This is a genomic window from Pseudomonas sp. P4795 (assembly GCF_048822895.1).
Lineage (GTDB): Bacteria > Pseudomonadota > Gammaproteobacteria > Pseudomonadales > Pseudomonadaceae > Aquipseudomonas.
Window position 1 is genome coordinate 67,887 of sequence record NZ_JBMFBT010000003.1, and the last position, 22,889, is coordinate 90,775.

The following is a 22,889-nucleotide window of genomic DNA, read 5'->3' on the forward strand; positions in this document are numbered from 1 at the left end:
GAGCCCCTGAGTATGGGAATGCGGAGCCTTCCCATACTCAGGGGCTTAGCTGAAGAAACGCAGGCATTCGAAAGATATGGCTACAGTCATTATTACTGTCGCCATGATCCGTGGTACTGATGGCATGAATTGGCGGGGGATGCTTAGAACTTAATCAACTTGAAACGATAGGCTACGACCAGAACCGTTGGCCAGAACAGTGTATTAGCGATGTCATGGAGACTCGCGGCCCACCGCCAGTATCCTAGGCTCGCCTTATCATCAATAAGATCGAGCAGTTCAATGAGGCTCGCCCCCGCCAACACCACCAGCCAACTGCTGAAGGAACCTAAGGATTTTCGAGTGGTGCAGCTGGCAGCGATCAGCAATGCTAGACCTACATAAATATGCAAGGCATCCCTCGAGAGGCCGGTGGCTGAGATGATTTCTAGCTTGAGTGATTGCAGCGTAGAAATGTCCATCGAGTGTTTCCTCGTGTCGCGTGGCTGAAATCTACGATGACTCTCTCCAGGTGTCATGCGATAGATCACGCAGGTTGGCGCCTCTGTCGCCAACCCATCCCCGCCTAGCGTATTGGAAAGACCTTGCGTTCCTTTGTTTGGTTAATCGCGGATGCCGACAGGCTGCCAGTCGCCGCCTTCTGGATGTACTCGCTCCACCACGCCATCATCGGACGCCGGCGTTCGATGTAATCCGTCCGGTTGTAGGCGCTACGAACTTCATCCTTGTCGACATGCGCCAGTGCGACCTCGATCAGCTCCGGATCCCAGCCATGCTCATTCAGGATGGTGCTCGCCATCGAGCGCAAGCCGTGGCTGACTAGACGGTCCTGAAAGCCCATGCGCTTCAACGCCATGTTGGCGGTCTGGCTATTGGCATGGGTGCGGGGATTTCTATCTGAGGGGAACACGTATTCTCTGTTACCGCTGAGGTGCTTGAGCGTCTCCAGTAACGAAAGTGCCTGATCGGTAAGAGGGATTGTGTGCGGGCGACGCTTTTTCATGCGCTCTGGCGGAATGGTCCAAATGCGCTTGACGAAATCGATATCTGCCCATCGTGTGGTGGCTGCTTCGGCAGGGCGAGTCATCGTGTGCAACTGCCACTCGATCAGGCAGCGGGTCGTGCGTTTGATGCTGGCATTCGCGATTTCCATCATGAGCTCGGGAAGCTCCTCGGGTGGTAGCGCAGCCATGTTTTCTTTCTTGGGTTTCTTGAACACCGCCCGAATTCCATTGAGAGGGTTCGCAAATATCAGCCCGGAGTTGACTCCGTAGGTCATGATCTCGTTGAGTCGTTGGCTCAATCGTTTCACGGTTTCGAGGCTCCCTTTGGCCTCGATGGGGCGAAGGATCTTGATAACCATCGGAGCAGTGATTTGAGAGAGCGGTGTTGTCTTCATGCTTGGGAAAACATGGAGCGTCAGCGATCTCCAAATGTCCTCGGCGTAGGCTTTAGTTACGGAGTCTTTCTTCAGCTCGAACCAGGCGGTGGCCACCTTCTCGAAAGTGTGTTCAGTCTCAGCAAGTTTGGCTTGCCTTACCTCATCACGCTGGATTTTAGGATCAATGCCCAAAGCGAGCAGCTCACGTGCCTCTGCGGCTTTCTTCCGGGCGTTGGCTAGCGAGAGGTCAGGGTATGGACCAAGCGCCATGTTGATACGGCTTCTGGTCAACGGCTCGCGGTAATTGAAATTCCACATCATCGAGCCGCTGGCGCGTACTCGAAGCTGCAAGCCATCGCCGTCGCTGAGGACGAAGTCTCTACCAGTTGCCTTGACTGCCTTGAGTTGGCGATCTGAGAGGCGGGTTGCGTTAGTAGGCATGGGGGCTACCTCCAGCACCGTTTTGGTATCCTGAAAATAGCATCTGGTAGTCCGGGATACCACCTGGGATACCAAAACGCCTGGAACTCAAAAAACCTCGAAAGCCCCGAATAGCCCTGAAACCCCCGTATTTACTGGATTTAAGGCACAAAAAAAGACGTCCGTGGACGTCTTTAGATGATCAAATGGTGGAGCCGGGGGGATTTGAACCCCCGTCCGCCAGTACTCCGCTGTCGGTACTACATGCGTAGCCGTTTCTATTAAGTTAACCCTCAGCGACCCGAAGGGCAGGGTGCTTTGGGCGAGTTGTGTAAGTTTTAGCCGCTTCGTCCACAACGTACTGCACGGCGATTCTGTTCTATATGACAATCACTTTGGGTTTACAGACATCCCCTGGTGATTGCTGGACCCGAAGGTACCAGAAGCTCAGGTCTAAGGCTGCTTACGCAGCGATAGAGAATTCCTGGCCGTAGTTTTCGTCATTGGCAACTATAAGTAGTTGCAACAGTGGATTTACGACTTCTGTTACCAAGTCGGCATGCACCTAAAGTTTCGCGACCGGCGTCGAATCCTAAACGGCCCCGTGCCTGTTGCTCGTTGGATCTTGGTGAGCAGCAGACGTGCGCAGTGTACGTCAATCAGTCGTGGAAGGCCAACCCGAAGGTTGGCCTTGTGACGGATCAGTTACGTGTCGGATTGCGAATTTGCATCTTGGTGATCAGGGACGAGGTGACCTCAACGCATTCCTTGTCGTTGCCGGCTGCCTGTGCCGCTACCGCTTGTTCCTGTGCTTCCTTGACGTTGTTCATGGACGTTTCAGGAATGGACGGCTGGCTGGTCACGAAGTCTTTTATGGTTTGAAGATTCCCGGCGCAAAGGTCTTTGTCTGCCGCAAACACCGGCGACGTCAGCAGGGCACCAGCGATGAACAATCCAGCAATTGCAGAAAGCTTCATGGGTCTCTCCTAGAGCAGGTGGTCTCGGTGCTGCCGGACGATCTGGCGGCGATGCCGAGGTCGTAACAGGCCGCGTTCGAATCGGGCCTGTTCAATCGACCGCGATGGCACACAGGAATTCGGTTTTTTTTACGTCTGGTATGAAAATGCCAGCGCAGCAAACCAATCCGACGACGTTGAGCTAAAAGTTGGTCAGCCTCAGGGTCATTTTTTGGTGTCACCCGTGCCTTTCTGGATTTCCAGAAGGGTTTGCTGGGTTTCAATTAGGCATTCGTCGGTCTTGCCTTGTGCCTTGAGGGCCCGGGCTTTACTCACACTGGCTGAAACGCGCGCATTCAGATCGGGCGACGTCTGATATTGCGTCTTGGCACTTTCGATCTGGTTCAAATTGGCATCGCACAGGCTGTCTGGCTTATCAGCGGCGAACGAGGTGGAAGCCATCATCGAGGCAGTAACGAACAGACCCAGCAGTACAGAACGCTTCATGAGTATCTCCTTCAAATTGAGTAATCCACACTTCGCTGACCGTGAGCGGTCCAGCGGAAGCAGGACAAACCCCAACTGTCTGAGGCTTGTTCTATGGACTACCGTCTCCGCCAAGGGTTCTGATTTTCGTCAGGAGGCCTTGGCCTGAGTGACCCGATCCACCAGATAAACCAGACCGTGATAATCGATTCCGCCATGTTGCGTCAGGCCGATTTCGCACGTCCGGCTGGTGGAAATCCCTTCGCTGCAATGCTGCACCGCATTCTTAAGCGTGCGCAGCGAATGACGGTTCAACTCAGGCGTGGTGAAGCCTTTGTCGCCGGCGAATCCGCAGCAATGAATGCCTTCCGGAATCACCACGTTTTTGCTGCACTTGCGCGCCAGATCGATCAACGCCTGGCTCTCGCCAAGATGTTGCGTGCTGCACGTCACATGAACCGCGATCGGCGCGTCTTGCGGCGTGAAGTCCAGCCGATCCAGCAGATGCGTACGGATAAAACGCACCGGGTCGTACAGATCCAGTCGGGTTTCGCCGACATCCTGCACCAGGCGCAATGTGCACGGGCTGGTGTCGCAATAGATTGGATCGAGCCCGCCACGGCTGGCGTGCAACAACGCGCTGATCAGCTCCTGCCGTTTGTGCTCGGCCTGTTCGGCATAGCCCTTGGAGGCGAACGGCTGACCACAACACAGGTTGTCCAGATTGTCGGGGAAGACTACTTGGTAACCAGCCTTTTCCAGCAAGCCACGGGTTTTGTCGTACAGCGAGATCTGCTCGTTGTCGCCCGCCGTCGGCCCCATCACCCGCGACACACACGCCGCCAGATACACCACGCGCGGGCGTTCGTCCGAGACTGTTGGACTGAAACGAATGGCTTTTTCCGGTTGCGGCATCGCGTTGGTCCACTGCGGCACCTGCCCTTTGGAAAGCCGGGACAGGGTCGCCGAAAGCTTCGTCAGACGCGGCGCCCCCAACATCATCCGCGCGCCGTTGGCCACATGCAGGGTGAAGCGCGCACCTTGCAGCGTCCTGGCGAAATTTCCTTCAATCCAGTTGGCCGCTTTCGTATGCGTGGCGGTGCGGGCGCGGAGCTTTTTCACCAGCTCCCCGGTATTGATTCCTACAGGGCAGCGTTGCGCGCACAGACCGGTCGCCGCGCAGGTATCGATGCCTTGGTATTCGTAGGCTTTTTCCAGCTCGGTGGTGTCGACGCCTGCGCGTTTTTTCGCCTGAATATCGCGCCAGATCACAATGCGTTGCCGCGGGCTAAGAGTCAGCCCTTTCGACGGGCACACCGGTTCACAGAAACCGCACTCGATGCACTTGTCGACGATCTCGTCGGCCGCCGGCAGCGGTTTCAGATGCTTGAGATGAATCTGCGGATCTTCGCTGAGCACCACGTTCGGATTGAGAATGCCGTTGGGATCGAGCAGTCGTTTCAGCTGCCACATCAACTGGTAAGCGTCGCTGCCCCACTCCAGCTCGACGAACGGCGCCATGTTGCGCCCGGTGCCGTGTTCAGCCTTGAGCGAACCGCCGAATTCCACCGCGACCAGTTGCGCCACGTCGTCCATGAACGCCTGATAGCGTGAGACTTCTTCCGGGTTGTTGAAGCCTTGAGTGAAGACGAAGTGCAGATTGCCTTCCAATGCGTGTCCGAAAAGGATCGCTTCGTCGTAGGAATGCTTGTCGAACAGCTCGATCAGACGGTTAACACCGATTGCCAGTTGCTCGACCGGGAAGGTCACGTCTTCGATGATCACCGTGGTGCCGGTTTTGCGCACGGCACCGACCGCGGGGAAAGTGTCTTTGCGGATTGCCCAGAGACGGGCGTTTTCCAGCGGGTCCTCGGTGAAGTCGACCTGTTTCTCCACCGGGAAACCGCGCAGTGAAGCCATGATTTGCGCAAGTTGTTCTTGCAGCAAAGTGGAAGACGCCGCGCGGGATTCGATCAGCAGTGCGCAGGCATTGTTCGACAGCTGTTGTACGAAATCCGGCATCCCCGGTTTGTCTTGCACCGAGCGCAGACTGCGTCGATCAAGCAGTTCCACCGCTGACACCGGTTGGCTTTTCAACACCGTGACCGCGTTGCAGCAGGTTTCCACATCCGGGAACACGATCAATGCCGATGCTTTGTTCGGATGATCGATCACCGTGTCGTAAGTCACTGCGCTGATGAAACCGAGGGTGCCTTCGGAGCCGACCAGCAAGTGGCTCAGGATATCCACAGGCTCGTCAAAATCCACCAGGGCGTTGAGTGACAGGCCGGTGGTATTTTTCAGACGATATTTGTGGCGGATTCTCGCGGCCAGTTCGGAATTCGCGCGAGTCTCACGGCCCAACGTCGCCAGACGCTCAAGCAAGTCGCCATGGCTGGCGCGAAACGCCGCAATACTGGCGGCATCTTCGGTATCCAGGCGCGTGCCGTCAGCCAGTACCAGACGCATCCCGGCCAGTGTGTGGTAAGTGTTCTGCGCGGTGCCACAGCACATGCCGCTGGCGTTGTTGGCGACGATGCCGCCGATCTTGCAGGCGTTGATCGAGGCCGGGTCCGGGCCGATCTTGCGCCCGAACGGTGCCAGCCAGGCATTGGCCTGCGCGCCGATCACCCCCGGTTGCAGGCGGATCTGCATGCCTTGGCCGCGAATCTCGCGCGCGTTCCAGTTATCCCCAAGCACGATCAGCACTGAATCGCTGATTGCTTGCCCGGAGAGGCTGGTACCGGCCGCACGAAAGGTCACCGCAACCTGATCGCACTGGGCCAGTTGCAGCAGCGCTACCACTTCATCTTCGGATTCGACGCGGATCACCAGTTTGGGGATCAGCCGATAGAAACTCGCGTCAGTGCCGAAGGCTAAAGTCGACAACGCATCGTCGAAGCGCCGTTCGGCAGGAATCAGGTTTTGCACATCGCGCAGGAAAGCCGCCGGTAATGTCATTGGTCCTCCAGGATCAGAACCACCAAATCTTTCGGGCCGTGGGCGCCGTACGCCAAGACTTGTTCGATGTCAGCGGTTTTCGACGGGCCGGACACCAGCAGCGCGTTGGTCGGCATGCCTTGCGCCCATTCGAATTCCTGCTGCACCTGATAGAAGTTGTCGCGGATCTGGCTGGCCTTGAGCAGGGCAAAATGCACCGGCGGCACGAGACTCATCAGCCGTGGTTCTTCGCGGCTCGGCCAGAGAATCAGGCTGCCGGTTGCGGCGATGGCGCCGAGGGTGCCGGTGAGACTGGCCGGGGTGTCGTTGAACAGCTCGGCTTTCCACTCTTCCATCGGCCGGGCGTAGGATTTCAGTGTCGGCAGCTCGGGATTGTTCGCCCAGTGCTGTGCGATGCGTTGACCGTGGGGCGTAGTCGGGGCGATCAGCAGGCTTGGCAGTTGGCGATCATGTAACAGCTGCGCCAACAGCGCTGGCCACTCCTGATCTGTAGTCAGATGGATCTCGGTGTGCACCGCTTCCATCAGTTTGCGCAGTTGCGGAATGCGTTGTTCGTCGCTGTAGGTGTAGGGCTGGGTCACCAGTTCGACGTCGAAGTTGTCGGCAATCGGCGCGGCGCCGGTCAGACTTTTCCGAAGTTTGCCGAGGATATTTTGCTTGGCGCTCATCAACGATCTCCCTGTTTGGCCAGATGCTCGCGCGCCATGTCGTGCAGTGAGCGGGCGGCGGGTTTCGGTGCGCTGTGGTTCTGCGTCCACGGCCCGACATTGCTCGGTGCGAGGGCGCGCAGACGTGTGGCGCAGAACGCGAACAGTCGATACAGCGTTGGCGAGCTGTTGAGCTTGGCCCAGGCGTTCCAGATGAAACGCTCCTTGCGCGAATACTTGCTGCCCTGACCGCGCATCACCTGATTCGGCGCGTCCGGGGCTTTGACGTTTTCTTCGCGCAAACGCCGCAGTAGCGCCGGAATCGGGATTTTTACCGGACACACTTCACCACAAGCGCCGCACAACGAAGACGCGCTCGGGTGGTCCGGGACTTTCGCCAGGCCGACCATGTGCGGGGTGATGATTTTTCCGATAGGGCCGGGGTAAACCTCGCCATAGGCGTGGCCGCCGATTCGGGTGTAGACCGGGCAATGATTCATGCAGGCGCCGCAGCGGATGCAGTTCAAGGTCTGACGCAGTTCACTGTCGGCGAAAGCCTGGCTGCGACCGTTGTCGAGCAGCACCAGATGCACTTCCTGCGGGCCGTCGAGTTCATGTTCCTTGCGTGGCCCGGAGATCATGTTGACGTAGGTGGTGATCGGAATGCCCAGTGCCGAGCGCGTCAGCAATGACAAGAGCGGCACCACGTCGCGCAGGTTTTCCACGACTTTTTCGATGCCGGTGACGGCGATGTGCACTGGCGGCACGGTGGTGGTCATGCGCCCGTTGCCTTCGTTTTCCACCAGCAACAAAGTGCCGGTTTCGGCCACGGCGAAGTTGACGCCGGAGACGCCGATGTCCGCTTCGAAGAATTTCTGCCGCAGAACCCTGCGACCGATTTGAATGAGTTGGTCAACGTCCTTGGTGTATTCCACGCCAAGTTTGTCGTGGAACAAGGACGCGACCTGACCGGCATTCTTGTGGATCGCCGGCATAATAATGTGTGAAGGCTTCTCGTGGTCGAGCTGGACGATGTACTCGCCCATGTCCGATTCCAGGCATTCAATGCCTTGATCAGCGAGGAAATGATTCATCTCCATTTCTTCGCTGACCATCGATTTGCCTTTGATCACTTGCCGCGCCTCGTGAGCGCGGATGATCGAGAGGACGATGCCATTGGCCTCGTCCACCGTTTCCGCCCAGTGCACTGTCACACCGTTGCGGGTCAGGTTCTGTTCCAGTTGCTCGAGCAGGTCGGGCAACTTGGAGAGCGCGCGGGCACGGATTGCATTGCCCAATTCACGCAAGTGTTCTCTTTCGTGGGCATCGCTGAAAGCTGCTGCCCGCTTGGTCATCAGTGAATCCATCGCAGTACGGAAGTTGTTCCGTAGCTGCGGGTCACCCAAGGCGTTGTGCGCCCGGGTGCGGAAATCTTCTTCTACGGCGACCGTAGGAATAATCGCGGAAGTGCTCATTGCGCACCTCCGGTTCGTTGCCAGAGGAAGCTCGCCAAGTGTTGCCCGCGTAATGCTTCCTTTTGTTTCTCCAGTGAGCCGTTGATATTCATCAAGCAGCCGCAATCGGCACTGAGTACCTGATGCGCGCCGGACTCCTTCAGCGACCGGGTCTTGTCCGCCACCATCGCGCCGGATATGTCTGGCATACGGACGCTGAATGTCCCACCGAAGCCACAGCATTCGCTTTCGTGGTCGTGATTGACCCGCTCCACGTTGCTCAGTTGCGCCAACAACTCGCGACCGTGCAGGTGGGTATTCATTTCCCGTCGCGCCGAACACGAGGTGTGCAGCGCCACTTTTACCGGGGCGCCGCTGTCCTTAAGCTGCACCTTGCACACGAACAACAAAAACTCGGCCAGTTCGTAGGTTCGCGCCGCGAGGGCCTGGACCTGCTTCAACGTCTGCGGCTCGTCCTTGAACAAATCGGCGTAATGCTCACGCAGCATGCCCGCGCAGGAACCGGACGGCACCACCACCGGATAATCCCCGGCAAACAACGCCAGTTGCGAGCGCGCCACTGTCCGCGCCTGCTCGGTGTAGCCCGAGGTGTAGGCCGGTTGTCCGCAGCAGCTTTGCCCTTGCGGGTATTCGACCCGAATGCCTTCGCGCTCCAGCAAGTGGATCGCGTCCATCCCCGCTTCGGGATAGAACAGATCAACCACGCACGTGCCGAACAGATAGACCCGCGACGGTTTCTCGCTGGGGTACTGCCGAGGTTCGGGCAGTGGCGGTGCGACGCGCGTGGCATTGGGCACTGCGTTGTAAAAAAGCTCGCTCATCAGGCGTGTCTCCGGGTGGGCCCGGTTATCCGTCTGCTGCGGCTGCTGAATATAGAGAGAGTTGCTTTCAGCAGCCTTACAGACCGGGTTGTGAATTGCTGACGCCGGAATCACGAACCGGCGTCGGTTTTATCCGTGTTGCTTGTAGTCTTCTTTGTAGACTTAGTGCACCAGCATGCCGGTGAACCAGTAGGCCTGGGCCAGCGTGATCAAACCGACAATCGTTGCAAAGAATAGGCTGTGCTTGAGGGTGAAGCGGAACAGATCCGATTCCTTGCCCACCAGACCGGTAGCGGCGCAAGCCACGGCGATCGACTGTGGCGAAATCATCTTGCCAGTCACGCCACCGCTGGTATTTGCGGCCACCAGTAGCACGTCACTGACGCCGATCTGGTGCGCGGTGGTCGCTTGCAGCGAACTGAACAGTGCGTTGGACGAGGTATCGGAACCGGTGAGGAACACGCCCAGCCAGCCAAGGAACGGCGAGAAGAACGGGAACGCCGCGCCAGTTCCGGCTAGCACCAAAGCCATGGTCGAAGACATGCCGGAATAGTTGGTGACAAAGGCGAAAGCCAGCACCATGCCGATCGACAGAATTGGCCAGCGCAGTTCGTAGAAGGTCTCTTTCAAAGTGGTAAGACCAGTTTTGAAATTGATCTTCAGCACCAGCATCGAAATCAGCGCGGAGAAGAAAATCGCCGTGCCGGTCGCGGAAATCGGGTCGAGTTTGAACACAGCAGAAATCGCGGTTGGCGCGGCGACGATCGGTGCGGTTTTGATCACCAGTTGATCAAGATGCGGGATCGCAAAGTTGAACACCCAGGCGTACATCGAGCCGCCGGCGGCGAACATGGCTTTGAAAGGTTTCAGGGTCCAGATGGTCACCAGTACGGTGAGGATCAGGAACGGCGACCAGGCCTTGAAAATTTCCACAAGGCTGTAAGGCGACGCCACGGTAGTGCGCTTCTGGCCGAAACCGCCGACGCTGGCGGTGACGATTTCGCTGGAAGTCACGCCAGCGATTTGCGCGCCTGCGGTGCGTTTCGGCTGCCAGATTTTCAGAAACAGGGTCAGCGAAATCAGGCTGGCGAGGGCCGAAGTAATGTCCGGCAGTTCCGGGCCGATGAAGTTCGAGGTGAAGTACTGGGTGATCGCGAAGCTCAAGCCTGCGACCAGCGCCGCCGGCCAGGTTTCGCGCACACCGCGCAGACCGTCCATCATGAACACCAGCCAGAACGGCACGAACAGCGACAGCAGCGGCAGTTGCCGGCCAGTCATTGCGCCGATCTTGAACGCGTCGATGCCAGTGACTTGTCCGGCAACAATGATCGGAATCCCCAGTGCACCGAAAGCAACCGGCGCGGTGTTGGCGATCAGGCACAGGCCGGCGGCGTACAGCGGATTGAAGCCCAGTCCTACAAGGAGCGCTGCGGTAATCGCCACCGGCGCACCGAAACCGGCCGCACCTTCGAGGAATGCGCCGAAGCAAAAACCGATCAACAGCACCTGTATGCGTTGGTCGTCAGTGATCGACAGCACCGAGCTGCGGATGACTTCGAACTGACCGCTCTTGACCGTCAGCTTGTACAGGAATACTGCCGCGACAATGATCCACGCGATCGGCCACAAGCCGTAGGCAAAGCCATATCCGGCAGCCGCAAACGCCATGTCGACCGGCATCTGGAACGCAAAAATCGCCACGATGATCGCCAGCGCCAGCGTGATGCTGCCGGCCACATGACCCTTGAGGCGGAACACCGCCAGAGCAAGGAAGAAAAATATGATGGGGATGACGGCCGCGAGTGCGGAAACGCCGAGACTGCCGAGCGGGCTGTAGATCTGTTGCCAGGTTTGCATATGGGGTGGCCCCTAATTGTTGTTGGTCAGGCACTGTCAGCGTTCTTGGTTAATTGGTAAGACCAATTTACAATCGCTGTTGGCTAGGGTAAAAGCCTTGATGTGGGTGTGTCAATTTGCCGCCCCGAAAATTTCGTCGAATGAGCGGTGCAGAGCGCATCTGATCCGCTCGAGCGAGTGCTGTCTGGTAGGTGTCGTGAAGGCGCCGATAGGCCAGAATAGAGAGCCCGGCGAGCGGTCGGGCTCGTGGAGAAGTGAGTTATGGGGTTTGATCAGATACGTCAGCGCCGTTTGTCTGACGATATTGTCGAGCGGCTTGAGGGGATGATCCTTGAAGGCACGCTGAAGTCCGGTGAGCGGCTGCCGGCTGAGCGCACGCTGGCCGAGCAGTTCGGGGTTTCACGCCCATCGTTGCGCGAAGCGATTCAGAAACTGGCGGCCAAAGGTTTGCTGATCAGCAAGCAGGGCGGCGGTAATTATGTGGTGGAGTCGCTGGGTTCAACGTTCAGCGATCCGCTGTTGCAGCTGCTTGAAAGCAACCCTGAGGCCCAGCGCGATCTGCTGGAGTTCCGCCACACGCTGGAGGCATCGTGCGCGTATTACGCCGCGTTGCGCGCCACTGATGTGGATCGCGAGCGTCTGACGGCTGCGTTCGAAGAGTTGCAGGACTGCTACTCGCGGCACGATGAAGTGAGCCGGGCGGAAGAGGGCGCGGCGGATGCGAAGTTTCACCTGGCGATCGCCGAGGCCAGTCACAACGCGGTGTTGCTGCACACCATTCGCGGATTGTTCGATCTGCTCAAGCGCAACGTGGTGACCAACATTGGCGGCATGTACAAACAGCGCACGGAAACCCGCGACATGCTGATCACTCAGCACCGGGAATTGTTTCAAGCGATTATCGAAGGGCATGCCGAGCAGGCGCGCGAAGTCTCCAGCCGACATATTTTGTATGTGCAGGAAGTGCTGGAAGAGGTGCGTCAGGAAGTACAGCGCATGGCTCGGGCCGAGCGGCGCAAAGGGATGTAGGTTTTAAAGCAAAAGATCGTCCGATCGCGGCCCGAGCCTGCGGCAGCTCCTACAGGGAAACGCGAATTCCCATGTAGGAGCTGCCGAAGGCTGCGATCTTTTAGCTGGCGCTGCAAAACTCAGGCAGAAAAATCAGTCTTCCTTGCCCTTGTTGCGCACCGCGCGCTGCAATTCGCGACCGGCATCGCGTTCGCGCTCGGTATCACGCTTGTCGTATTCCTTCTTGCCCTTGCCCAGAGCAATCTCGCACTTGACCATGTGCTTGCTCCAGTACCAGGACAGGCAGACGCAGGCGTAGCCCTTTTGCTGCACCATCGCGGCAAGCTTTTCCAGCTCGCGGCGGTTGAGCAGCAATTTGCGCGTGCGCACCGGGTCAGCGATGACGTGAGTGCTGGCGGTCATCAACGGCGTGATGTGACTACCGAGCAGCCACGCCTCGCCATCTTTGAGCAGCACGTAACTGTCGACCAGTTGCAGCTTGCTCGCCCGCAGACTTTTTACTTCCCAGCCGGCCAGGACCAGACCAGCCTCGAACTTGTGTTCGATGAAGTAATCGTGTCGCGCCTTTTTGTTCTGCGCGATGGTCCCTGTTGGGTGTTTCTTCTGTTTAGCCATAGGGGCGGCATTATATGGAGATAAACGGCTGTCGGCTACGGTGATGCTGCGTGCTTGAGCAGGTTGAGTGAATCCCGGACAATGCGGCCTCTTTTTCTAACGCTTGGGCGTGATAAACGATGTCGACAGACAAGGTTTCTGTCCACGGCAGTTGGGCTAGCCGCTGGGTCTTCATACTCGCCGCGACCGGTTCGGCCGTGGGACTGGGTAGTATCTGGAAGTTTCCCTACATGGTCGGGGTCTACGGCGGCGGCGCCTTTGTGCTGATGTTTCTGGCGTGTATCGCGCTGATCGGCATCCCGGTGATGCTCGCTGAAACCCTGATCGGCCGGCGTGCGCGGCAGAGTCCGGCCAACGCCCTCAAGGTGCTGGCGGTCGAAGCCGGGCACTCGGGAAAATGGTCATGGGGCGCCTTCGCCGGGATGATCACGGCGTTGCTGATCCTGTCTTTCTATAGTGTGGTTGGCGGCTGGTCGCTGGATTACATCATTGACATGGGGCGTGGCGACTTCCAGGGCGCATCGGCCGCTCAGGTCGGTGCCTATTTCGGTAATGTGATCGCCGATCCGTGGCGCCTGACACTTTGGCATACGATTTTTATGCTGCTCTCGGCCTTGGTAATCGCCAAAGGCGTGGTCGCCGGGCTGGAACGCAGCCTGCGCATCATGATGCCGTTGCTGTTCGTGATGATTCTGGTACTGCTCGGTTACAGCATGACCACCGGGCATTTCATGGAAGGCGTGCATTTCATGTTCGATTTCCATCCGGAAAAAGTCCTCGACGGATTGTTACCGGCCATGGGCCACGCGTTTTTCTCTCTGAGCGTGGGCGTAGGTTCGATCATGATTTACGGCGCTTATATGCCGAAGAACTCGTCGCTGTCCGGCACGGTCGTCGGCGTTGCATTGCTCGATACGTTTGTGTCGCTGGTGGCCGGTCTGGCGCTGTTTCCTATCGTATTTGCTGCGGGCCTGAACCCGAGCGAAGGCCCCGGTCTGATGTTCGTCAGTCTGCCATTTGCCTTTGGTAACGTAGCGTTCGGCCAATTGATGGGGGTAGTGTTCTTCGTATTGGTGGCTGTTGCTGCCTGGAGTTCGGCGATTTCACTGCTCGAGCCGATGGTCGCTTACCTCGTTGAACGCACCAAAATCAGCCGCGCCTGGGTGACTTTCTGGCTGGCATTCACCTGCTGGTTCGTCGGTCTGGGCACGGTGTTTTCCTTCAATATCTGGAAGGAAGCCAAATTTTTCGTGAACGAAGGCGGGATGTTCCATCTCTACCAGTGGGGTGCGGCGAGCGGTCTGGACTTCTTCGGCGTGATCGACTTCTTCACCTCGCGGATCATGTTGCCACTCGGTGGTTTGTGTTTCGTATTGTTTGCCGGGTGGGTGATGGGGCGTGAAGCGGTACGCGACGAATTGTCGATCCGCAATCCGGCGCTGTTCGCCCTGTCCCTATTCTTGATGCGCTATGTGGCGCCCATCGGCATTCTTGTAGTGTTTGCCGCTCAGCTCTGGAAGTGACGCTTACATGACGACACATATTCAACGATCGGCATTGCTGCCGTACCCGGCGCAATTTCTCTACGACTTGGTCAACGACGTGGCGCGCTATCCGGAATTTCTGCCTTGGTGTTCGGCGGCCGAAGTGCTGGAAAGCTCCCCGGAGCACATGCGCGCCAGTGTCGGCGTGGCCAAGGGCGGGCTTAGTCAGCATTTCGTCACACGTAATACGCTGGTGCCAGGGCAGTCGATCGAGATGAACCTTGAAGAAGGCCCGTTCAATCAGTTGCATGGCGTCTGGGTGTTCAAGGCGTTGAGCGACAAGGCCTGCAAGATCAGCCTGGATCTGTCCTTCGACTACGCCGGGCCGATTGTGCGCGCCACGCTCGGGCCGTTGTTCAATCAGGCGGCGAACACGCTGGTGGATGCGTTCTGCCAGCGCGCCAAGCAGATGCATGGTTAAAGCAGTGATCGAAATCGAGGTGGTGTACGCCGCAGTTGATCGTCAGGTGCTGCGCACCTTCAGAGTGGTCGATGGCTTGACGGTGCGTGCGGCGCTGATGGCGTCAGGTATTGGTGATGAGTTTCCCGAGCTGGATCTGGCGAGCTGTCCTGTGGGGATCTTCGGCAAGGTGATTGCTGATCCTGACGTTCGCTTGATTCAAGAGGGGGATCGGATCGAGATCTACCGACCGCTGCTGGCCGATCCGAAAGAAGTGCGGCGCTTGCGTGCCGCCAAGGCTGCCGAGGCCAAAGCTCGAAATCTGTAAGCTGGCCAAATGGCAGGCAATAAAAAACCCGGATATCCGGGTTTTTTATTGCCCCGCCAATTACTGCGGCGAGGTGTCCAGCGGTTCTGGTGTCGGGACCGGAACGGTCTCCACACCATCCACGTCCTTCTGGATCTGATCCAGCAAAGAACCTGGTTTGACCGGTTTTTCCGGTGCTGGCTTCTCGGCGTTTTCAGCAGGCGCGGTCACGTTAGTGTCGCTGCCCTTGCCGAGAATGGCTTCGTCACGGCTTACGCCCGGCATGAAGTCACCGGACAGGCTGACAAGCTGGTCGTTCGGGTTGAAGATAACACTCATGCGTTCCTGTTGGCGTTCACCGCCACCAGGTTGCAGGCTATACAGATAATCCCAGCGATCGGCATGGAACGTGTCGGCAAGCAGAGGGTTACCCATGATAAACCGTACTTGCTGGCGGGTCATTCCCGGGCGTAACTGGTCTATCATGTCCTGCGTGACGACATTGCCCTGCTGGATGTCGATTTTGTAAACCCCGGGGAATGAACAACCGGCGAGTGCGAGCAGTCCCACAAAGGTGAAACTGGTTAGCAAGAGCTTGGTGTTTTGCATCGGTGGGCGACTTCCACTATCTTGGCTGGGACAACGTAAACGCCGATCATACCCGCATTAAGAGAAGCTGCGAAGCAGCATCGCGAGAAAGCTGACCATGGTTGAAAATAGCGAACTACGCAAAGCCGGCCTCAAAGTGACCCTGCCACGGGTCAAGATCCTGCAAATGCTCGACTCTACAGAGCAGCGTCACATGAGTGCCGAGGACGTCTACAAGGCGTTGATGGAAGCGGGCGAGGACGTCGGTCTGGCCACGGTTTACCGTGTTCTGACCCAGTTCGAAGCCGCTGGCCTCGTGGTCCGTCACAACTTCGACGGCGGCCACGCAGTGTTTGAATTGGCCGACGGTGGCCACCACGACCATATGGTCAACGTGGAGTCGGGTGAAGTCATCGAATTCTTCGACGAAGAAATCGAAAAACTTCAGAAATCCATCGTCGAGAAGCACGGTTTTGAGATGGTTGATCACAATCTCGTGCTGTACGTACGCAAGAAAAAGTAAGCATGTCGCGCGAATTTCAGGTTCGCGAAACGAGCGAAGGCGACCCAAGGGTCGCCTTCGTGCTTTCTGCTGTGCTTAAACTCTTGCCGTAACAACCATTTTTTTCGCGTGAGCCAAGGATTCCTTGGTCAGATCGATGCCGCCGAGCATCCGCGCGACTTCTTCTATGCGCTCATTTTTGCTCAGCTTCGATACCGCAGTGTGGGTCGCCTGCTCGCCGCGCACCTTGTGCACGAACAAATGCTGATGACCTTGCGCAGCCACTTGCGGCAAGTGCGTCACGGTCAGTACCTGCCCGCGATCCCCGAGGCGCCTCAACAACTGGCCGACAATTTCCGCCGTTGGACCGCCGATCCCCACGTCCACTTCGTCGAATACCAATGTTGGAACGCGGGAGGTCTGCGCGGTGATGACTTGAATCGCCAGGCTGATCCGTGACAGCTCACCGCCGGATGCCACTTTGGCCAATGCCTTCAGCGGCTGACCCGGGTTGGCGCTGACCAGCAATTCAACCTGCTCGAGGCCGTTAGGCAGCAATTCGTCACTGGAGTTGGCGCGCAACTCGATGGTAAAGCGACCGCCCGGCATACCCAGGCGCTGAATCTCTTGCTCCACAGCACTGGCCAGTTTGCCTGCCGCTTGATGGCGCAAGTCGCTCAGCTCGCGGGCCTTCTCTTTATAGTGGCGGGCAAACGAGGCGAGTTCTTCGCCTAGCTGCTCGATGGATTCATCATTCGCGTTGAGGGTCTCGATTTCATCCAGCAGTTTTTGCTGCATGTCGGCGACTTCGGTCGGCTGGATCCGGTGCTTGCGCGCCAAGGTGTAGATGGCGTCGAGGCGTTCTTCCAGGTATTGCAGGCGCGCCGGGTCGGCATCGAAGTTGTCGAGGAAACGGTTGAGCTCGCCGACGGCCTCCTCGACCTGGATCTGCGCACTGGTCAGCAGGCTGCTGGCTTCGCCCAGAGCGCCGACTGAATTATTCACGCTCGACAAGCGATTGAGGCTGGCGGTCAGCGCATTCAGCACATTGCCTGAATCACTTTCGCTGCACTGCTCGACCACTTGCCGGCAAATGCCAAGCAGGGTTTCGGCATTGGTCAGGTTTTTGTGTTCCTGCTCCAGCTGTTCCAGCTCGTTTTCACCGAGGCCGAGGTTTTCCAGCTCTTCAAGCTGATAGCTGAGCAGTTGATGGCGTGCGCGTTGTTCATCGCCGGAATTGGAAAGACGCTCCAGCTCCTGACGGGTCTGGCGCCAACGCTGGGCAGCAAGCTGTACCTGACGGGCCAGATCGGTGGCGCCGGCATATTCGTCGAGCAAGCGGCGATGGGTGTCGGTCTTGAGCAGGGATTGATGCTCATGCTGACTATGAATATCGATCAGCAATTCGCCCAAAGCCTTGAGATCGCCGAGCGGGCAGGGCGTGCCGTTGATGTAGCCACGCGAGCGTCCTTCCGAGGTGATCACGCGGCGCAGGATGCACGGGCCTTCGTTGTCCAGGTCACGCTCGGCCAGCCAGGCGCTGGCTTCTGGAATGTCGACTAGGTCGAAAGTGGCGAGGATATCCGCCTTGTCGGCACCGGGACGAACCACGCCGCTGTCGGCGCGATCGCCGAGGGTCAGACCCAAGGCATCGAGCATGATCGACTTGCCGGCGCCGGTTTCCCCAGTGATCACGCTCATCCCGCGATCGAGTTCGAGATCGAGATGTTCAACGATGGCGTAGTTATGTACGGACAGGTGCACCAGCATGACGGCCGCTCCCAGGCTTTAGGTCTGGTTATTTATACAGTGTTTTGTTTCTGGCTGACAATGCCCTCGCTCAGGTCCATTTGCTTGATCCGACCAAACGCACATCGCGCGAGGAAATGAAAATGCAGCACTTTTTTGTAGGGTTAATGAATCGTCGCCCTTGAAGCCTGATTTTGCGGCCCCATATACCGGGACAGAAGCGCGAGTCGAGCTCGCGGACGTTATTGAAAGGAGAACTCCATGGCTGACGAACAGACGCTAGATCCGCAAAACACGGACGCCAATCAGGCGACCGCCGCGTCAGGTGATGACGCTACTCGTGTGCAATTGCTCGAAGAGCAACTGGCCGCTGCGCAGGATCAATCTCTGCGTGTAGCCGCCGATCTGCAAAACGTCCGCCGCCGTGCCGAGCAGGACGTGGAAAAGGCGCACAAGTTTGCGCTGGAAAAATTTGCCGGCGACCTGCTGCCGATTGTTGACAGTCTGGAGCGCGGCCTCGAGCTGTCGAACGCGGATGATGAAAGCATTCGTCCGATGCGTGAAGGCATCGAGCTGACCCTGAAAATGTTCCACGACACCCTGGCGCGCTACAACCTTGTAGCTGTTGCTCCGCAGGAAGGTGAGCCTTTTAACGCTGTAGAGCATCAGGCAATGGCCATGCAGGAAAGCGCCAACGTTGAGCCAAACAGCGTGTTGAAGGTTTTCCAGAAGGGCTACCAGCTCAACGGTCGTCTGCTGCGTCCAGCGATGGTTGTCGTCAGCAAGGCGCCATCGTCAGTTTCGCCTTCTATTGATGAGAAGGCTTGAAATTAGCCGCAGCGCCCCCATTTAGAAGTCAAGCGTTTAAGTGCTACCGCAGTTAGCCACCACTGCTGCGGCAACCAAATCCAAAGTTTCGGGAGAGTTAACATGGGCAAAATTATCGGTATCGACCTGGGGACTACCAACTCCTGCGTCTCCGTTCTTGAAAACGGCGTAGCCAAAGTTATTGAAAACGCTGAAGGCGCGCGTACCACGCCGTCGATCATCGCTTATGCCAACGATGGCGAGATCCTTGTTGGTCAGTCGGCCAAGCGTCAGGCTGTGACCAATCCGCACAACACCCTGTATGCGGTGAAGCGTCTGATCGGTCGTAAGTTCGACGAAGAAGTCGTACAGAAAGACATCAAGATGGTCCCGTACAAAATCGCCAAGGCTGACAACGGCGACGCCTGGGTAGAAGTAAACGGCCAGAAAATGTCGCCGCCGCAAATCTCGGCTGAAATCTTGAAAAAGATGAAGAAGACTGCCGAAGATTATTTGGGCGAAACCGTAACCGAAGCGGTCATCACCGTTCCGGCCTACTTCAACGACAGCCAGCGTCAAGCCACTAAAGACGCCGGCCGCATCGCTGGTCTGGACGTAAAACGTATCATCAACGAACCAACCGCAGCCGCTCTGGCTTACGGTATGGACAAGGCCAAAGGCGATCACACCGTGATCGTTTATGACCTGGGTGGCGGTACCTTCGACGTTTCCGTGATCGAAATCGCTGAAGTTGACGGCGAGCACCAGTTCGAAGTGTTGGCCACCAACGGTGACACCTTCCTCGGCGGTGAAGATTTCGACATTCGTCTGATCGACTACCTCGTTGACGAATTCAAGAAAGAAAGCGGCATGAACCTCAAAGGTGACCCGCTGGCCATGCAGCGCCTGAAAGAAGCCGCTGAGAAAGCCAAGATCGAGCTGTCTTCCTCGCAGTCGACCGACGTTAACCTGCCGTACATCACTGCAGACGCTACCGGTCCTAAGCACTTGAACGTGAAAATCTCGCGCTCCAAGCTGGAAGCACTGGTTGAAGACCTGGTTCAACGTACCATCGAGCCTTGCCGTATCGCGCTGAAAGATTCCGGTATCGATGTTGGCGCGATCAACGACGTGATCCTAGTCGGCGGTCAGACCCGTATGCCACTGGTTCAGAAGCTGGTGACCGAGTTCTTCGGTAAAGAAGCACGTAAAGACGTGAACCCGGACGAAGCCGTTGCCATGGGTGCTGCTATCCAGGGCGCAGTATTGGCCGGTGACGTAAAAGACGTTCTGCTGCTGGACGTCAGCCCGCTGACCCTGGGTATCGAAACCATGGGCGGCGTGATGACCGCGCTGATCGAGAAAAACACCACGATTCCTACCAAGAAATCCCAAGTGTTCTCGACCGCCGACGACAATCAGGGCGCCGTGACTATTCACGTGCTGCAAGGTGAGCGTAAGCAAGCCGCACAGAACAAGTCCTTGGGCAAGTTCGACCTAGCTGAGATTCCACCAGCACCACGTGGCGTGCCACAAATCGAAGTGACCTTCGACATCGACGCCAACGGCATCCTGCACGTTGGTGCGAAAGACAAGGCTACTGGCAAAGAGCAAAAGATCACCATCAAGGCCAACTCGGGCCTGACTGATGATGAAATTCAACAGATGATCCGTGATGCTGAAACCAATGCTGAAGCGGACAAGAAGTTCGAAGAGTTGGCTGCTGCCCGTAACCAGGGTGACGCGCTGGTTCACTCGACTCGCAAGATGATCGCTGATGCTGGCGACAAAGTGACCGCAGAAGAGAAGACCGCAATCGAAGCTGCTGTGGTTGCCCTGGAAGCTGCCGTTAAAGGCGACGACAAGGCTGCCATCGACGCCAAGGTTGAAGAACTGTCGAAAGTCTCCGCGCCGGTTGCTCAGAAGATGTACGCCGAACAGGCTCAGCCTGCTGAGGGCGCGGCACCGCAGGACGAGAAGGCTGAAAAGGCTGACGACGTTGTCGATGCCGAGTTCGAAGAAGTCAAAGACCACAAGTAAGTCAGTGGTCGTCCGGTTGACTGCCTCACGGCGGTGACTGGTAGGATGTCGCCGCGCGGGAGCTTGCTCCCGCGTTGGCGTATCTGGAATACGCGAATTTTTACAGCATGCGACAACGCTCGGGTGCTGGTGGTATGGCCGAAGATGCTCCTGCTTTTCCGCCGCAAATACCGCATGAATCAAAGACCAGGATCGTTGAATTGACGTGAGTTGGGTCCGGGCCTGTATTGGGGCTCAACGAGTTTGGCGAAGCTCAGGAGGGTTTTGCCGAACGTCCTTAAGAGTGCAAAGACTTATGGCTAAGCGTGACTATTACGAAGTATTGGGTGTTGAGCGTGGCTCAAGCGAAGCAGACCTGAAGAAGGCCTACCGCCGCTTGGCAATGAAGCATCACCCGGACCGTAACCCCGATGACAAAGCATCGGAAGAACTGTTCAAAGAGGCCAACGAGGCCTACGAAGTGCTGTCCGACTCGAGCAAGCGCGCGGCGTACGACCAGTACGGTCATGCTGGCGTTGACCCGAGCATGGGTGGCGGCGGTGCCGGTTTCGGCGGGCAGAATTTCTCCGACATCTTCGGCGATGTGTTCAGTGACTTCTTCGGTGGTGGTCGCGGCGGTTCCCGTGGCGGCGCCCAGCGTGGCAGCGACTTGCGCTACACCCTGGAGCTGAATCTGGAAGAAGCGGTGCGCGGCACGACCGTGAATATCCGCGTTCCGACACTGGTCAACTGCAAGCCGTGCGATGGTTCGGGCGCCAAGAAAGGCTCTTCGCCGTCGACTTGCCCGACTTGCGGCGGTATCGGTCAGGTGCGCATGCAGCAAGGTTTCTTCTCGGTGCAGCAGACCTGCCCGCGCTGCCATGGCCAAGGCAAGATCATTTCCGATCCGTGCGATTCGTGCCACGGTGATGGTCGCATCGAAGAATACAAAACCCTGTCGGTGAAAGTCCCTGCTGGCGTTGACACTGGCGACCGCATTCGTCTGTCCGGCGAAGGCGAAGCGGGTACTCAAGGTGGTCCGACCGGCGACCTGTACGTGGTTATCAACGTGCGCGAGCACTCGATCTTCCAGCGCGACGGCAAGCATCTGTTCTGCGAAGTGCCGATCAGCTTTGTTGACGCAGCATTGGGTGGCGAGCTGGAAATTCCGACCCTTGATGGCCGCGTCAAACTGAAAATCCCTGAAGGCACCCAGACCGGCAAGCAGTTCCGCGTGCGCGGCAAAGGCGTGGCTCCGGTGCGTGGCGGCGGTGCGGGCGACCTGATGTGCCGCGTGGCGGTCGAGACTCCGGTCAATCTGAACCGTCGTCAGCGCGAATTGCTCGAAGAATTCCGCAGCTCACTGGCGGATGACAACAGCCACTCGCCGAAAACCACTGGCTGGTTCGACGGCGTGAAGCGCTTCTTCGGCGATTTGTAAGGAGTCGGCATGCGACGTATTGCAGTGATGGGCGCCGCCGGGCGTATGGGTAAGATTCTGGTTGAGGCCGTGCAGCAGCGCGCGCCGCTGACCGGGCTGACTGCCGCCATCGTTCGTCCTGGCAGCACGCTGATCGGCGTCGATGCCGGTGAGCTGGCGTCACTGGGGCGGATCGGCGTGCCGTTGTCCGGTCATGTTGAAGCGGTAGCGGAAGAGTTCGACGTACTGATCGACTTCACATTGCCGGAAGTCATGCTGAAAAATCTGGCGTTCTGCCGCAAGGCTGGTAAGGCCATGGTCATCGGTACGACCGGGCTGGACGCCGCGCAGAAGCAATTGCTGGCCGACGCGGGCAAGGACATTCCCATCGTGTTCGCTGCCAACTTCAGTGTTGGGGTCAACCTGTCGCTGAAGTTGCTGGATATGGCGGCACGCGTGCTGGGTGATGATGCGGATATCGAAATCATCGAAGCGCATCATCGACACAAGATCGATGCGCCGTCAGGTACGGCTCTGCGCATGGGTGAAGTGATCGCCGGCGCGCTGGATCGTGATCTGCAGAAAGTTGCGATCTACGGTCGAGAAGGTCACACCGGAGTGCGTGAGCGTGAAACCATCGGCTTTGCCACCGTGCGTGGTGGTGATGTGGTCGGTGATCACACGGTGCTGTTCGCCTGTGAAGGTGAGCGTCTCGAGATCACGCACAAGGCTTCCAGTCGCATGACTTTCGCCAAGGGTGCGGTGCGTGCGGCGCTGTGGCTGGATGGCCGCGCGCCGGGTCTTTACGACATGCAAGACGTGCTCGACCTGCATTAACACGCTACGAAAACCGGGTTCAAACTATACGTTTGAGCCCGGTTTGTTCCGCCAGGCGACGTCCTGTC

Annotated in this window: 21 protein-coding genes and 1 other RNA gene; 9 read left to right on the top strand and 13 right to left on the bottom strand. The window is 57.7% G+C overall.

The features are described from left to right. Positions 1-143: 143 nt before the first annotated feature. From ACOI8A_RS08910 to ACOI8A_RS08955, 10 genes are all read right to left on the bottom strand, one after another. Positions 144-461, bottom strand: a complete 318-nt coding sequence (locus tag ACOI8A_RS08910; protein ID WP_420651500.1) for a hypothetical protein — start codon at positions 459-461, stop codon at positions 144-146. A gap of 104 nt (positions 462-565) precedes the next feature. After that, on the bottom strand, positions 566-1,822 hold the full coding sequence (locus ACOI8A_RS08915) for an integrase domain-containing protein (protein WP_420651499.1): 1,257 nt from the start codon (positions 1,820-1,822) through the stop codon (positions 566-568). A 186-nt stretch (positions 1,823-2,008) separates the two neighbouring features. Beyond that, positions 2,009-2,405, bottom strand: a transfer-messenger RNA (tmRNA) gene (ssrA, locus tag ACOI8A_RS08920). Between the two features lie 97 nt (positions 2,406-2,502). Next, complete coding sequence (locus tag ACOI8A_RS08925) at positions 2,503-2,778, bottom strand: hypothetical protein (protein ID WP_420647533.1); 276 nt, start codon at positions 2,776-2,778, stop codon at positions 2,503-2,505. A gap of 204 nt (positions 2,779-2,982) precedes the next feature. Further along, the gene (locus tag ACOI8A_RS08930; protein WP_420647534.1) at positions 2,983-3,264 is read right to left on the bottom strand and encodes a hypothetical protein; all 282 of its coding nucleotides are present in this window, start codon (positions 3,262-3,264) and stop codon (positions 2,983-2,985) included. Between the two features lie 129 nt (positions 3,265-3,393). Then, on the bottom strand, positions 3,394-6,204 hold the full coding sequence (locus ACOI8A_RS08935) for an FAD-binding and (Fe-S)-binding domain-containing protein (RefSeq protein WP_420647535.1): 2,811 nt from the start codon (positions 6,202-6,204) through the stop codon (positions 3,394-3,396). Beyond that, complete coding sequence (locus tag ACOI8A_RS08940) at positions 6,201-6,872, bottom strand: LutC/YkgG family protein (RefSeq protein WP_420647536.1); 672 nt, start codon at positions 6,870-6,872, stop codon at positions 6,201-6,203. The genes ACOI8A_RS08935 and ACOI8A_RS08940 overlap by 4 nt, the downstream gene beginning before the upstream one ends. Then, positions 6,872-8,326, bottom strand: a complete 1,455-nt coding sequence (locus tag ACOI8A_RS08945; protein WP_420647537.1) for a LutB/LldF family L-lactate oxidation iron-sulfur protein — start codon at positions 8,324-8,326, stop codon at positions 6,872-6,874. The genes ACOI8A_RS08940 and ACOI8A_RS08945 overlap by 1 nt, the downstream gene beginning before the upstream one ends. Next, positions 8,323-9,147 (bottom strand): (Fe-S)-binding protein, encoded by an 825-nt coding sequence (locus tag ACOI8A_RS08950; RefSeq protein ID WP_420647538.1) that lies wholly within the window; start codon positions 9,145-9,147, stop codon positions 8,323-8,325. The genes ACOI8A_RS08945 and ACOI8A_RS08950 overlap by 4 nt, the downstream gene beginning before the upstream one ends. 162 nt (positions 9,148-9,309) lie before the next feature. After that, a complete protein-coding gene (locus tag ACOI8A_RS08955) occupies positions 9,310-11,004 on the bottom strand; it encodes a lactate permease LctP family transporter (protein ID WP_420647539.1) in 1,695 nt (564 codons plus the stop codon). Positions 11,005-11,265: 261 nt separating this feature from the next. Between ACOI8A_RS08955 and ACOI8A_RS08960 the strand changes: the two genes are divergently transcribed. Beyond that, positions 11,266-12,033: an FCD domain-containing protein gene (locus ACOI8A_RS08960; RefSeq protein WP_420647540.1), complete on the top strand. Its 768-nt coding sequence runs from the start codon at positions 11,266-11,268 to the stop codon at positions 12,031-12,033. 132 nt (positions 12,034-12,165) lie between these two features. On the opposite strand, the gene smpB is transcribed toward ACOI8A_RS08960, so the two are convergent. Further along, a complete protein-coding gene (gene smpB, locus ACOI8A_RS08965) occupies positions 12,166-12,648 on the bottom strand; it encodes an SsrA-binding protein SmpB (protein ID WP_008088297.1) in 483 nt (160 codons plus the stop codon). A gap of 119 nt (positions 12,649-12,767) precedes the next feature. Between smpB and ACOI8A_RS08970 the strand changes: the two genes are divergently transcribed. The 3 genes from ACOI8A_RS08970 to ACOI8A_RS08980 are packed head-to-tail and all read left to right on the top strand — an operon-like array spanning position 12,768 to position 14,920. Next, positions 12,768-14,171: a sodium-dependent transporter gene (locus ACOI8A_RS08970; protein WP_420647541.1), complete on the top strand. Its 1,404-nt coding sequence runs from the start codon at positions 12,768-12,770 to the stop codon at positions 14,169-14,171. 7 nt (positions 14,172-14,178) lie between these two features. Then, complete coding sequence (locus ACOI8A_RS08975) at positions 14,179-14,613, top strand: type II toxin-antitoxin system RatA family toxin (protein WP_420647542.1); 435 nt, start codon at positions 14,179-14,181, stop codon at positions 14,611-14,613. Beyond that, positions 14,606-14,920, top strand: a complete 315-nt coding sequence (locus ACOI8A_RS08980) for an RnfH family protein (protein WP_420647543.1) — start codon at positions 14,606-14,608, stop codon at positions 14,918-14,920. Before ACOI8A_RS08975 ends, ACOI8A_RS08980 begins: the two co-directional genes overlap by 8 nt. Before the next feature lie 60 nt (positions 14,921-14,980). Here the strand turns inward: ACOI8A_RS08980 and ACOI8A_RS08985 are convergent, their stop codons facing one another. Beyond that, the gene (locus ACOI8A_RS08985) at positions 14,981-15,508 is read right to left on the bottom strand and encodes an outer membrane protein assembly factor BamE (RefSeq protein ID WP_420647544.1); all 528 of its coding nucleotides are present in this window, start codon (positions 15,506-15,508) and stop codon (positions 14,981-14,983) included. Positions 15,509-15,605: 97 nt separating this feature from the next. Here ACOI8A_RS08985 and fur point away from each other — a divergent pair, with 97 nt between their 5' ends. Continuing rightward, complete coding sequence (gene fur / locus ACOI8A_RS08990) at positions 15,606-16,010, top strand: ferric iron uptake transcriptional regulator (RefSeq protein WP_016771770.1); 405 nt, start codon at positions 15,606-15,608, stop codon at positions 16,008-16,010. Between the two features lie 75 nt (positions 16,011-16,085). On the opposite strand, the gene recN is transcribed toward fur, so the two are convergent. Next, complete coding sequence (recN, locus tag ACOI8A_RS08995; protein ID WP_420647545.1) at positions 16,086-17,759, bottom strand: DNA repair protein RecN; 1,674 nt, start codon at positions 17,757-17,759, stop codon at positions 16,086-16,088. A gap of 240 nt (positions 17,760-17,999) precedes the next feature. Here recN and grpE point away from each other — a divergent pair, with 240 nt between their 5' ends. The 4 genes from grpE (at position 18,000) to dapB (ending at position 22,821) form a co-directional block, all read left to right on the top strand. Then, positions 18,000-18,566: a nucleotide exchange factor GrpE gene (gene grpE / locus ACOI8A_RS09000; protein WP_420647546.1), complete on the top strand. Its 567-nt coding sequence runs from the start codon at positions 18,000-18,002 to the stop codon at positions 18,564-18,566. 102 nt (positions 18,567-18,668) lie between these two features. Continuing rightward, entirely contained in the window at positions 18,669-20,585 is a 1,917-nt protein-coding gene (gene dnaK, locus ACOI8A_RS09005) for a molecular chaperone DnaK (protein ID WP_420647547.1), read from the top strand. 295 nt (positions 20,586-20,880) lie between these two features. Then, a complete protein-coding gene (gene dnaJ, locus ACOI8A_RS09010; RefSeq protein ID WP_420647548.1) occupies positions 20,881-22,005 on the top strand; it encodes a molecular chaperone DnaJ in 1,125 nt (374 codons plus the stop codon). A gap of 9 nt (positions 22,006-22,014) precedes the next feature. Then, a complete protein-coding gene (dapB, locus tag ACOI8A_RS09015; RefSeq protein ID WP_420647549.1) occupies positions 22,015-22,821 on the top strand; it encodes a 4-hydroxy-tetrahydrodipicolinate reductase in 807 nt (268 codons plus the stop codon). Positions 22,822-22,889 lie beyond the last annotated feature (68 nt).